Here is a 12,657-nt window from a genome sequence, read left to right as displayed (position 1 = left end):
GCGGACGCGTCGAAGAAGAGGGCGGTCATCATCTTGCTGTTCCTTTCCATGGCGTTGCCGTGGGGGGCGATGACGCGGAGATCAAGGATGTGGCTTCCGTCATCCCTTGATAGCCCCGGACTGCAGTCCGCGGATGAATGAGCGTTGCAGTGCCAGGAAGGCGAGTACGGATGGCAGCATCGCCAGGAACGCGCCCACCAGCAGTACCCCGATGCCTACCTGGTCGTCCGAGCGCAGGGTGCGCAGTGCCAGCGGCAGGGTGTACTGGTCGGGGTCCGTGGCGACCAGTAGCGGCAGCATGTACTGGTCCCAGATCATTACGAAGCCGAAGATGCCGATCACGCCGAGGGCCGGGCGGCAGAGTGGCAGCACGACCTGCCAGAAGACGCGGAACTCGCCCGCGCCGTCCAGCTTCGCCGACTCCTCCAGCTCCTTGGGGATCTCCTTCATGAACTCGGTCATCACCAGGATCGAGAAACCCCACCCCGCCACCGGCACGATCATGCCGACCAGGGAGCCGACCAGATTGATGTGCAGCACCGGCAGATCCGCCAACAGCACCGACAGCGGCACGGCCAGCACCTCCTCCGGCAGCATCATCGTCATCAGGATGACCACCAGCACAACGGCCGAGCCCCGGAACCGCTTGCGGGCCAGGGCGTAGCCGGCCAGGACGCTGACCAAGACCTGCAGGACCAGGCCTGCGCCCACCACGACGAAGGAGTTGAGGAGATAGTGCAGGACATTGCGGTCGATCGCCCGTTCCAGGTTCTCCAGTGACAAGCGGTCGGGGACCAGCGTGAACTGCGTCGGGTTCACCGTCGGCGTGAAGGCGCCGATCATCAGCGCCAGCAGCGGCCCCGCGAAGATCACAAAGAGGCCCGTGTACAGGATGAACCGCAGCACCCGGGCCCATGGCCCGCGCGCTTCCTGCAGGCCGAGTGCGGTCTCGTTTCTCATCGTCGGGCCTCCTTTCGGCGCAGCCGCGCCGCGACGGTCAGCACCAGTAGCATCGCGAACAGAAGTACGGTTCCGGCCGCCGCCACACCCAGTTCGTTGCGCTCCAGGCCGAGCTTGTAGGTGAGGGTCAACAGCACCTCGGTCGAGCCGTCCGGCCCGCCGTTGGTGAGGAGGAAGACCTCGGTGAAGACTCGTAGGCCTCGGATTGCCGCGAGGGTCAGCAGAATCGCGAACACCGGCCGCAGCCCGGGCAGGGTGACATACCAGATTCGGCGGAAGCGCGAGGCGCCGTCGACAGCCGACGCCTCGTACAGCGCCCGGTCCACACCCGCCAACCCCGCCAGGAAGATCATCATGTCGTACGGGGCGCCCCGCCAGATTCCCACGAAGGCGATGGACGCCAGCGAGCTGTCCGGTGAGTTGAGGAACTCGCTGGGCCCCATGCCGAGGACGGAGAGCACCGAATTCAGCGCCCCGTCCGCGGCCGGGTAGTACATGACCCGCCACACCTCGGCGACCACGGCCATGGCCGTCACCACCGGCAGGAAGATCGCCGACCGGACGAACCACAGCCCTCGGGTCTGCCCCTCCAGCAGCAGGGCCAGCGCCAGCCCGAGCACAATCGACCCCGCGGTCTGCGCTACGGCCAGCAGCACCGTGTGCCACACCGCCGCCCCGAAGTCGGGACTGCCGGCGATCTCGGAGTAGTTCGCGCCGCCGACATAGGTGTTGCCCAGGAACGGCCGGACCTCTTCGAAGCTCATCCCCACGGCCTGGGCCATCGGAATGATCTTGAAGTAGAGGAAGAGCAGCAGGGCCGGGGCCAGGAAGAGCCACGGCGTCGCGGCCCCGCGCAACCGCATCTTCAGCGGCGGGTCCGTGCGGCGCGGACGTCGGGTGTCCCGAACGGGTGACGTCCGCGCCTCGGTGATCGTCATTCGGCCTTGGCTCCCTGCTTCTTGAGCTCGGCGTCGAACTCGTCCGCCAGCTCATCCATCGCCTGGTCCACATCGCGCGAGCAGTCGGAGACGACGCCGTTGAAGCCCTCGGACGAGATCTGCCGGAAGTTGGACCAGTTAGGCAGGTTTGGTGCATTGCGCCCGGCGTTGTCGTATACCTTCTGGAAGACCTCCCAGCGGGGGTCCCGCCGCTCGGCGGTTCCGTCGACCTTGATATTGACGGGCAGCCGGACGATGATGCCGCCGTTGTCCACCCCGAGACCGATCTTCTGGCCGGCCGGGGAGGCGGCGAACTCAGCGAACTTCTGCTGACTCTTCTCATTGGCCGAGCCGGCCATCAGATAGACGTTCTCGCCCTCCGCCAGCGCGGCCCGGCCACCGGCGCCCGGCGGGGCGGCGATGACCTCGTACTTGTCCTTGCCGAGCGAGGCGTCGAAGCGCGGGAGCATATACGGGCCGGTCAGATAGATGCCGCCCTTGCCGCTCTCGAAGACGGTGTGCGTGGTGGCCGAGTCGGCGGTGCTGGCGCCCGGCTGGACGACCTTGGAGTCACAGAACATCCCCTGCAGCTTCTTGACAGCCTTGACTGACGCCGGCTCATTGATCGCGGGGACATAGCCGTCACCCTTCTTCGTGACGAAGTCGCCGCCCTCGGACCACAGCATGGTGGAGAACCACCAGGTCAGATAGCCGCGGGTAGTGGTTCCCGGTATCACCATGCCTGCGGTGTCGTCCTTGCCGTTGCCATCCGGATCGTCCTTGGTGAACTTCACCGCCAGCTTGGTGAGGTCATTCCAGGTCTTGGGTATCTCCGCGCCCACCTTCGCCCGCCAGTCCTTGCGCACCAGCAGCGCGAAGGCCTGCGAGTTGAAAGGCACGGCGTAGTACTTGCCGTCGAAGCCCTGCGCGGCCTCCCAGGCGCGGTCGACGATCTCGTTGCCCCCGACCACACCCTTGCGGTCGACCTCGCGGACCAGCCCCTGGGTCACCAGGTTGCCCAGCTGGCCGGTGTCGTTGATGACGATGTCCGGCAGATTCTTCTGTGCGGTGCGCTGCTGCAGCTTGGTCTCGAAGTCCGTCACACCGACGGCGACCAGCTTCGCCTTGATGCCAGTCTTCTTGGTGAAGGCCTTGGTGAGTGCCTCCGCCGACTCCGCGGCGGGACTTCCGGCGTCCTGCCGGATCCAGACCTCCAGCGGCTTGGACTCGTCCTGCTTGGCCGAACTGGCCGAGGAGCACCCAGCGGCAGCGGCCATGGCAACAGCGGCGGCGAGAGCGGCGGCGCGCCGCCCCCCTCTTGGCTTGCGGAGATGGATCAACACGGGAGGCTCCGTCCACTTGGTACGGGTAAGTGAGGTGACCGGACTCTACGCACGGATCACGGCCGTGACAAGAGAATGAACATGAGTCATGTATATGAACGAGCGAGGCATCCGCGCAGCGGGATTTTCTGGGTAGCGGTCCATGATCAAGCGAAGAGCCTGGGCGGCCGCTTGATCATCCATGCCCGATCAGCGTGCCAACGTCGGAGAGTCATTCCGGAACGTGAACGTGGCAGGAACGACTCGGAGACTCGACGGTCGACATCGGCAACGTCGTACTCAGCCGGTGCCCGATCGTGGACCACGACTTGGTGCGGCTGCTCGCAGCGAAGGGCGAAGATGATGGAGACCTGGCTCTGCACGCACGGTTGAACGCGTTTTTCCCGAGGACTGCCTACCACGGCGTCGGCCCTGGCGCGGGCGTTGCATTCCATTCCCTGAGCGCGTGTGGCGGCATCGGCGATGAGCCTGTCGGCCTCGGAGACGGCCTTCTCAGCAATGGGGCGTCGCCCCCTGGGCCGGAGCAGCCGGGCGTTCTCCATTCTGGCTCTCTGAGGCCTGGCTGGACCGCGCAGTCAGTCCGGAGTGCGGGTGAGAGCCGGATCCTGGCCAGCGTGCTGGTTCTGCCGAGTCTGGTGACGGCGTCATGGTTGCCGCAGTGAGTCCTGCTCGCTGGGACTCGTTCCTCCCGGTGTATTCGGGTCATCTCGGCTTCGACCTCTTCGAGGGAGGCGTTGACCTTGTTCCCCTCACAGCCGCGGCGCAGGCGCACGGTCTGAATCGCTTGTCTGGAATGTCTCCTGGTGTCAAAGACATTTCTTCACCTCGGCTTGATCGCGCGAAGCCCCCCGCTTCCCGTCGCTTCCCCAACGGCAGAGGCAACACGAGTCGTTCAGGGGGGCAGGCTGAGGCCAGGACGAGATGGAGAACCGTCCTGAGGCACAACGGATTATGGAGACTGCATTAGCCTGACCGTGGATCCTTATCAAATTAGGTATCGGATACATCGGCGACGCAACCCCGAACACGCAATTCGCTGTATGACGGATCGATCGTTCGCCCCTTCGGCTGCACGCGTGGTGCCACCTGTAGGGCTTAGCTGCGCCGCAGTCTGACTGAGAAACGGGTGACAAGTGAGGCGCACGACCCGGCGGCCTTGCCTCGTATCCGGAGGCGTCGGTGAGGCAGGTGCCGGGTGCTTGAGCCTGCTCAGCGGGTCCAGCTAGAGCCGGACTGTCTTGCCCTGGCGCGCTGGGCGGATACCACAGCGGTGCGACAGTTCATGGAGCAACTGCATGCCCCGGCCCGTTGGGGCGGCCGCCGGGAGCCGTCGATCCATGGCATCGGATCCCTCGTCGTCCGCGGCTTCGGTTCGACGGGTTCGCCGCGGTAGGACTCGATGATCCGGGCTCCTCATTTCAGGGCGTGTTGGAGTTCGAGTGTGAATACCCTTCTGCGGGCCATGGCGTCTCCTGGGACTTGTCGTCGTTGCGGTCGGCGAATGGGCAGCAGGGGTGGAACGCACTGCCTTGGAAGAACCCGATCAGGTTACTGAGCTTGAACTCATGAAGTCGTTGGGGTGAGGGACAGTCCGGTCCCGGCGAGGCATCCGTCGATCAGGTGGGGACGGTACTGGATCTTTCTCATGCCGTGCCGGATGGTCTGGATGAGGTGCTCGGGTGTGGTGAACGCAGTATTGGACAGCCAGCCTCGCCGCAGCAGCGACCAGACGCCCTCGACCGGATTGAGATCGGGCGAGTAAGAGGGCAGGTGGTAGACGGTCAGCCAGTCCTGCCGGGCGATGAACTGCCGCATCCCGTACGCGAGATGGACGTTCAAGTTGTCCCAGACGAGCACGATCGGCCCGCCGAGCTGGGCATGGGCGACGATCAGCAGGTCGCGGTAGTCGGTCCAGGCGAAGCTCTTGCGTCCGTCTCGGCGGCCGTCGTCGCAGCGCGGCCGGTAGATCAGCCTCGACCGTTCGCCGCTTTTGTAGCAGGCCAGGGCGGCGATCGAGATGCGGCGGCGGGAGCGGCCGCGGACCCGGATTACGGGTGTCTGCCCGCGGCGGGCCCAGGTGCGGGCGATGGGCGGCGTCATCGAGAAGCCGGACTCGTCCTCGAAGACGATCCAGGCGTCGAGCGCCGCCGCGAGGTTTCCACCTGCGGCCAGGTCTCCTTCACCCAGCCGTTGACCTGGGCCTCGTCGCGTTCGACAGCACGTCTGGCCGGCACCTGGCAGGAGAATCCGTGCCGCAGGAGCAGCTTGCGAACCCCTTGCAGGGTGTAGCTCTTGTGGAAGCGGCGGCCGATCACGGTCTTGACCCTCGACAGAGTCCACCGCTGGTCCGGCCAGCCGTGCGCGACCGGTCCCTTCGCCAACTCCGCCTCCAGCTGGGCGAACTGGGCCTCGCTCAGCCGGGGCAGGGAAGCAGATCCCGCCGACCGAAGCGCCCGCGGGCCGCCTCTGTCCCACAACCGACGCCATCGCTGGATGGACCGGACGCTGACCCGTAACTCCTTCGCGATCGCCGAGCTCGGCTCACCAGCGGCGAACCGCTCAGCAGCCATCATGCGGATCCCCTCGCGGAACTGCCTGCGCTCGTCCGACAGACCGCCGCCCTGCGCATACCTCATGACAACGGCGTACCGCGAGGATCAACCCCTGTCAGCAGCTACGACAACCCGAGTTCAAGCTCAGTAGGCGGGTTGCCCGGGATGGCACGTCCACGATCAGGTTGGCGATGACGATGAAGAAGCCGCCCAGCATGGTCACGGCCATGATCTTCGGCAGGTCGTTGGCCGTGATCGCCTGCACTGCGTACTGACCGATACCAGGCAATGAGAAGGCGGTCTCCGTGAGGCGGTGCGGATCTAATCCTCTCCCATGGTCTCGAGCATTCCTGCTCTGGTGAGCCGGGCGTACAGATGGCGAAGGTGATCGCCGCGACGGCGAAGAGCAGGATCACCGCCGCTGCTACGCGTCGGATGATGTACGAGGCAACGGCTGGACGGCGTGGGCCCCGGCCAGGGGAGCTTCGACCGGCGCAGGCCTTCGTCGCTCCGGCCCGCTCACGGTATTTGTGCGTTGAGTGCTTGGGGGATGTCGTTGCGGTCGGTGACGTTGAGTTTCTTCAGGACGCGGGCGACGTGGTGTTCGGCGGTCCGGGGGGAGAGGAAGAGGGCTTGGGCGATGTCTTTGTTGCTGGCTCCGGTGGCGAGGAGTTGGGCGACTTGTTGTTCGCGGGGGGAGAGTTGTTGGCCGTAGCCGCGGCGTCCGCGGGGGGTGGGTCGGGCTAGTCCGAGGTCGCGGAGGGTGTGGTGGCAGCGAGCGGCGTCGGTGGTGGCGCCGAGGCGCGTGTAGGCGTTGGTGAGGGCAGTGAGTTCTTCGGCTGCTTGGTGGGGGTTGGTGGGGACGAGGCGGCGCGCGGCGTATTCGGCCGCTTGGGCTGTGGGGTACGGGCGGCCGATGGCTTGGAAGGTTGCGCTGGCGCGCAGGAAGTGCTCGCGGGCTTTGCCGGGGTCGGTGTGGTGGGTGAGGAGTCCGCGGCAGAGGTGGAGGTAGGCGGTGGCAGCGGGTGCGTCGCGGCCTTCGGTGCCGTGGTCGAGCTCGGTGGTCAGCTGCGCAGCAATCTCATGCTGGCCGATCGCGAGAGCGGCCTGTACCGCCACCGGAACCACGGCGGGCGAGATATGCCATGCACTATTGCGCCGCAGAATATCGATGGCCGGGGTGGTTGCCGCCCAGGCTGCTTCGGGCTTGCCCTGGACCAGTTCCAGCCGGCCGACACCTGCCGCCGCGTCGCAGGAGCATCTGGCGTATCGGCCTGCGTTCTCTCTTGCGCTGGTGTACATGTCCATGGCCTGTTGCCACTGTCCACGGGCTTCGGCCAGTCCCGCCACCACCAGTATTCCCTCGGTCTCGAGGTCTCGGTGGTTCGGGTACTCAGCGGCCAGGGATGCGTAGACGCCCTCCAGGTCTTCCCAGGCGCCGGCGTGCCAGGTGAGCTCCTGTCGCAGTATGCGGCACAGGCTGTCCAGCTGCGGTTCGCCCACGCGGCGGATGATGTCCTGACATTCGTCGAGCAGGGGGCCTACCCGCTCGTCGTGGCCGAGGTCGAGTGCGGCGTCGGCGGCGTTGTACAGCGCTCGGGCGATCTGCCTGAGGACCCGGTCGTCTTGGTGGTCTCGGGGGAGGCGGTCGACCAGCTCCCACACCCTGGGGTCCCCAAGTTGTGCCGTTACGGTGATCTTGTCGGTGTGCACGGCCGCCCGCGCCTCCGCATCGTCACTTTCTTGGACAGTGCGCTCGGCGCGTTCCATCCAGGACAAGGCATCCGCGGCGGACCCCCCGAAAGTGATGATGAAATGGGCCACCTCTCCCATGGCACGGGAGGCCGCTCCTGGCCGTTGCCCTGCCATTTCGTTCACGGCGTTGTCGAGTTCCCGTATGCCTGACGGATCGCGGGCCTGCGTCATGAGAATCAAGCCGAGGCCTACGCGGATTTCGCCGCGGGTGACGGTGGGTAGCTGGGGGTCGGTGATGATCCGTCGCAGGAGGGCGACCGAGGCGGTGGAGTCGACGCTGTAGACGGCGGTGCGGCTAAGGGCGAGGGCGGCGCGGGTGCGCAGATCGCCTGGCAGGTGGGGTTCGGCGAGGAGGGCGTAGAGGAGGGTGGCGGCGGTGCCCTGGTCGCCCAGGGTGAGGGCTTGGGCGGCGGCTGCTTCTGCCTGGGTAAGCCATGCTTGCCGGTCGCCTATGGCGCGGGTGTGGTGGGCGATCTGCACCAGTGGTGGGTTTGGCAGGTCGCGTAGGGCCGTGACGGCGCGCTCGTGGAGGCGCCGGCGGCGGGGGCCGGGGATGACCTCGTAGACGGCTTGCTGGTCCAGGGCGTGACGAAAGCCGTACAGCATCGGCCTGGTCTCCCGCAGCACCGCCGCCTCGAGAGCTTCGACCAGTGCCTCCGGTCCCTCCTCCTCCGGTTCGAGACCGGCCACGTGTGTCAGCAGGGGTTCCTCGGCCGGTACGGCGAGGACCGCCGCCGCCTCGCTTACCGCCAGCGCCCGCCGGGACATGCTCCGTACTCGCGTCCTGATTGCTTCCCGCAGTCCGCGGGGGACTGCTGTCTGCCCGAGCTCGGCAGCGGGGTCCCGCACTGCTGCGGATAGGTGACCGTGGTGTCCTTGTTCGGTGAGGGTGATCAGGTCCTCCTCGACAATCAGGGGGAGGCCCGCGCTGCGTTCGTAGAGGGTGCGGCCGAGGGTGTGGGTGGCGCGCGGTCCCAAGGCGGCGGCGGCCAGGGTATGGATATCGGCCTCGGTCAGCGGGTCCAGGTGAATGTCCACGCCGCTGGTACCCGGTGGTCGGCGGTACGCGGTGCCCAGCACCGGGCTGTCCGCAGAGAGATCTTCACGCCGGTAGGTGAGGACCAGGCCCAGGTCTGGGGGCAGCTCGTAGGCCAGGAGGAGGAGGAGTTCGCGGGTGGCCTCGTCTACCCAGTGGAGGTCCTCGATGACCATGGTCACTGCACCGCAGCTCTTCAAGACTGCGTGGACTGCGCGCGTCAGCTGGTAGCGCTCGGCTCCGGGGTCGTGTTCGACGCGGGGCGCGGGGGGCAGGCGGTCGGCGAGTTCCGGAAGGAGGGGGGCCAGGGCGCCGGCCTCCGGAGAGGTCTTGACGGCCGGCGGGAGCCATGGCCCTGCCTGGCGCAGGGCGTCGATGACCGGTCCGTAGGGAAAGGGCTCACGCAGCGGGTGACAGCACCCCATCAGGACCCGGCCGCCGCGGGACACCAGATCTGCGGTCACCTCGCGGACCAGGCGGGTCTTGCCGACCCCCGCCTCGCCTTCGATCATCACCACGGCAGGGGGGTGTCCCAGGGCGCTCAGCAGCGACTGAGCCTCCCGTCGGCGTCCCACGAAGGCGAAGCCTCTGCCGCCTCCGGCGGGGGGTGTGGGGTCGAGATCTACTGCCATGGCACACCCGGTGTCCCAAACGGCGGCCACGCGGCATCGGCTGCCACGTCACCACCCTGCAACGTGGTTCCGCCACCCAGGCTAATCCCCTCCCGCAACGACAACGAAGCCGGACAAAGCGACTCGGCCCGATCAGCGACGCGTCGGCGTCAGGTGGTGGTGAGCACGATGAGCGACACGTGCCCCGTCGTCTTGGCCGCCGCGGCGCAGGGGTGAGGGTCGCGGGGCCAGCGGGGCCCATCGCGGTCGGGGGGTCTGTACGGTCAGCTGGACAGACCCGCCACGTCCCGACGTACGATCCCGGGAGCTCGGCTGGATGGCGGGAGTCGGAGGTGCCGAGCATCGTGCGCTTGGCATGCGGCTGGTCCAGGCCCAGGTTCTTCTCGACCGCCTCAAGTGCTTCCGGGCTGGTCGCGCCCGACGTACTGGGCGGCCAGCTGGGTGGTCGTCACGCCTGCGAGTCGCGGCACCAGGAAGAAGATGGCGAAGGTGATCGCCGCGACGGCGAACAGCAGAATCACCGCCCCTGCTATGCGCTGGATGATGTACGCGGCCACGGCTGGACGGCGTGGTCCAAGGCCGGGCAGAGAGGCGGCCCGGTGGGAGCCTGGCCCTTCACCTCCTTACGTGCTACTTGGTGCCGACGTTCAGGTAGTCGTAGATGCCGTACGCCCCGCTGACGAACACGTTGGTGGCGTTGTCCGGCCGATAGAGCAGGTCCTTGCGGTAGAACAGCGGCACTATGGCCGCCTGCTCCATCGCGGCCTTGTCGATATCACCCCATGCCTTCGTGCGCGCCGCTTCGTCGGTGTTGCTGATGGCCGCGGTCAGCATGTCGTTGATGCGTGGGTCGTTCAGCTCGGACAGGTTGCTGTTGCCGGATGCCTTGATGGTCTTGCCGTTGAGGATCTGGTCGAGGAAGCCGTAGCCAGTGGGCCAGTCAGCGAGCCACGACTGCATAATCAGGCCGAGGCCGCGCGAGTGGACGAAGTCGGGTGCGCCGGCGTGGCTGGTGAAGTAGGTACCCGACGGGTACTGCTGGATGCTGATGTTGATCCCGACTTTCTTCAGCGACGCCTGGACCGCTTGAGCGATGGCGATCTCATTGGGGTCGTCGGATCGCGCCGAGATGTTGGTGGAGAAGCCGTTCGGACGGCCGCACTCTTTGAGCTGCTCCTTGGCGGCCGCGAGGCCCTCGGGCGAGTTCGCGCCTCTGTTGCCCGGGGTGGGGTAGAGGTTGAACTTCGTGTACCCCTTGATGTGGGGCGGCAGAATGGTCGAGGCGATGTCACCGTGGACGTCCCCTCCGGTCGCGGTCTGTACAGATACCTTGTCGACGGCGTACTCCACCGCGCGGCGGCAGTGGATGTTGTTGAACGGCGGCACGGCGGTAGAGATCGCCACGTAGGTGAGGGCTCCCGATTGTGAGTTGTCGATGTGGGCCTTCTGGTCCGGGTCACCCAGGACGGAGGCCTGGGTGGCCGCTGTTATGCCCCCGCTCGAGAGGTCCAGCGTTGCGTTTCCGGCGATGAGGTTGTTGTCGATCGTGGTCTGGGCGATGTTGAACTGTGCCACGATCTTGTCGGGAAGTTGCTTGCGGATCGGGTCGGAGGCCGCGTCCCAGTGCGGGTTCTTTACCAGCGTGGCGCCCTTGCCGTCTTGGTAGCTCTCGAATTTGTACGAACCGGAGGAGACCACGTTCTTCACATAGTCCGCGCCGGTGTCCTTGGCCTTGGGTACCGGAGCCGTTTGCGGGCTGCTGACCAGGTAGTCGAAGTCTGCGAATTTCTGGTTGAGGTGGAAGACGATGGTGGTGTCGTTCGGCGTCTCGATGGACTTCAGGTCGCCTGCCTTGTCCTTGTAGGGCCCCTGATACGTCGGGGTGTTGTCAACCAGATACGTCTTGAAGTACGTGGGCCCGTTGGAGAGCACGTCGGGCGCGAAGTTGCTCCTCTCGATGGCGCACTTGACGTCCTTCGTGGTGATCGGCGTCCCGTCGGAAAACTTCAAGCCGGACCGGATGTGGTACGTCCAGGTCTTGCCGCCGTCACTGGTCTTGCCGAGACCAGTGGCGAGGTCCGGCACGAGTTTCAGGCCATCCTGTCCCGGTGCCGGCTGGAACGTGGTCAACGACCGGGCATACAGGCGGGAAAAGTTCCACATGTACACGTAGTACATGTTCCCCGGGTCCATCGAGTCCGGCGTGTTGGAGAGCTGGTATGTCACTGTCCCGCCGGTCTGGCTGGAGGGGTTGACCACCTTGCTGTTCCCGGCGTTGTACGCAGGCGCGGATGTTTCCTTCTCGGTTGTGGAGGTGCAAGCGGGCGCAGCGAGCGCCAAGGCTGCCGCTGCAGCGATGGCGCCAGTGATGCGTGATCTCTTCACGCTGAGCTCCCCTCGTTCGAGACGAGAACGGTGCGTGTAATCAGAGTCTCCGCGGGTCCGGGGCGTCTCGGAGACCGTCGCCGAGAAGGTTGAATGCCAGGACCGTGATGAAGATCGCCAACCCCGGGAGGGTCATGAACATCGGGTTCATTTCAAACAATCTCACGGGCTGATTCGGCATGCCTCCCCAGGAGGCCTGTGGTGACTGGACGGCAACGCCCAGGAAGCTCAGGCCGGGCTCGAACAAGATGTTGGTCGGGATGAGCAGGGTCGAGTACACGGTGATCGGTGCGACCAGGTTCGGCAGAAGCTCGTTGCAGAGGATGTGTGGCCCCCGGCGCCGGGTGCACGAGCGGCATCGATGAACTTCTCTCGCGCAGCGAGAGTGTCGGGCGTCGGATGATCCGGCCCAATTAAGGCGAACTGAAGAAGCCGATGACGAAGATCAGGACACTGATGTGCAAGGTCAGTCCGTGTAGCCTGAATGCTCCGCCCTGCAGCGAGGCGGACAGCGCGATCGCGAAGAGCAGGAGAGGGAAGGCCAGGAAGATGTCCATCAGGCGACTGATCACGGAGTCGATCCAGCCCCCGCACCAGGAGCCCTCGATGGGCAGTGTGAGGGAAACGACGACGATGCCGCTAGCGACGGCGATCTTGTCGCGTTTGAACCGCATCCAGGCGATTTGACGCAGGGGATACCCCTCGATCCGTGCACCCAGTCCGGACAGCATCGCCTCGGATTGCGCATCGGCGACTGAACCCGTTTCCTGGACGGGAGCCGTCATGGCGGGACACCCCCTTCCCGGCGGCGTATCCACGGATCCGGCGCCAGTACTAGTACTCCAGCAGCGTTTCGCTATCTGGCCTGGTCAGAGGGATCGTCGGGAGTGTAGTTGGCTGCTGGCATGTCAGGGGCGGTCTTGCCGGACCGCCCCTGCAACGAATGACGTCGCCGTTGGTAGTGGCACTGCCGGGCCACGGCCTGACGCCTTCGCCGCCATCGCGACCATCTCAGCGCATGGATGCGAAGTGGCGGGCGGGGCCGGTGTGCGGGGC

Annotated in this window: 6 protein-coding genes and 3 pseudogenes; all 9 read right to left on the bottom strand. The window is 66.1% G+C overall.

Features of this window, described 5'->3' with window-relative positions; genetic code table 11:
• Positions 1–99: 99 nt before the first annotated feature.
• The 9 genes and pseudogenes from IF78_RS0140100 to IF78_RS44450 all read right to left on the bottom strand — a co-directional run bounded on the left by IF78_RS0140100 (position 100) and on the right by IF78_RS44450 (position 12,386).
• Positions 100–960: a carbohydrate ABC transporter permease gene (locus IF78_RS0140100; protein WP_031487505.1), complete on the bottom strand. Its 861-nt coding sequence runs from the start codon at positions 958–960 to the stop codon at positions 100–102.
• A complete protein-coding gene (locus IF78_RS0140095) occupies positions 957–1,898 on the bottom strand; it encodes a carbohydrate ABC transporter permease (protein WP_031487504.1) in 942 nt (313 codons plus the stop codon). Before IF78_RS0140095 ends, IF78_RS0140100 begins: the two co-directional genes overlap by 4 nt.
• Positions 1,895–3,175, bottom strand: a complete 1,281-nt coding sequence (locus tag IF78_RS0140090; protein ID WP_063762237.1) for a sugar ABC transporter substrate-binding protein — start codon at positions 3,173–3,175, stop codon at positions 1,895–1,897. Before IF78_RS0140090 ends, IF78_RS0140095 begins: the two co-directional genes overlap by 4 nt.
• Positions 3,176–4,804: 1,629 nt before the next feature.
• Positions 4,805–5,877, bottom strand: a protein-coding gene (locus IF78_RS51020; RefSeq protein ID WP_425314643.1) for an IS630 family transposase whose coding sequence is annotated in 2 segments (ribosomal slippage) — positions 4,805–5,431 and positions 5,434–5,877 — 1,071 coding nt in all. Because the reading frame shifts where the segments join, the coding sequence is not laid out codon by codon here.
• Positions 5,878–5,908: 31 nt separating this feature from the next.
• Positions 5,909–6,103, bottom strand: a pseudogene (locus tag IF78_RS47080) (hypothetical protein); the annotation flags it as partial.
• Between the two features lie 209 nt (positions 6,104–6,312).
• The gene (locus IF78_RS0140070) at positions 6,313–9,216 is read right to left on the bottom strand and encodes an ATP-binding protein (protein WP_037642464.1); all 2,904 of its coding nucleotides are present in this window, start codon (positions 9,214–9,216) and stop codon (positions 6,313–6,315) included.
• 358 nt (positions 9,217–9,574) lie between these two features.
• Positions 9,575–9,773: pseudogene (locus IF78_RS47075) on the bottom strand (ABC transporter permease); the annotation flags it as partial.
• 73 nt (positions 9,774–9,846) lie between these two features.
• Positions 9,847–11,601 (bottom strand): ABC transporter substrate-binding protein, encoded by a 1,755-nt coding sequence (locus IF78_RS0140060; RefSeq protein ID WP_234439970.1) that lies wholly within the window; start codon positions 11,599–11,601, stop codon positions 9,847–9,849.
• Positions 11,602–11,641: 40 nt separating this feature from the next.
• A pseudogene (locus IF78_RS44450) lies at positions 11,642–12,386 on the bottom strand (ABC transporter permease).
• Positions 12,387–12,657: the final 271 nt, after the last annotated feature.

Source organism: Streptomyces bicolor (genome assembly GCF_000719285.1).
Classification (GTDB): Bacteria; Actinomycetota; Actinomycetes; order Streptomycetales; family Streptomycetaceae; genus Streptomyces; species Streptomyces bicolor.
This window is presented reverse-complemented; position numbering and strand designations above follow the sequence as displayed.

Bases quoted from the DNA above. Each gene is read 5' to 3' on its own strand.
- IF78_RS0140095 (WP_031487504.1), bottom strand. From the start codon at position 1,898: ATGACGATCACCGAGGCGCGGACGTCACCCGTTCGGGACACCCGACGT.
- IF78_RS0140070 (WP_037642464.1), bottom strand. From the start codon at position 9,216: ATGGCAGTAGATCTCGACCCCACACCCCCCGCCGGAGGCGGCAGAGGC.
- IF78_RS0140090 (WP_063762237.1), bottom strand. From the start codon at position 3,175: ATGGCCGCTGCCGCTGGGTGCTCCTCGGCCAGTTCGGCCAAGCAGGAC.
- IF78_RS0140100 (WP_031487505.1), bottom strand. From the start codon at position 960: ATGAGAAACGAGACCGCACTCGGCCTGCAGGAAGCGCGCGGGCCATGG.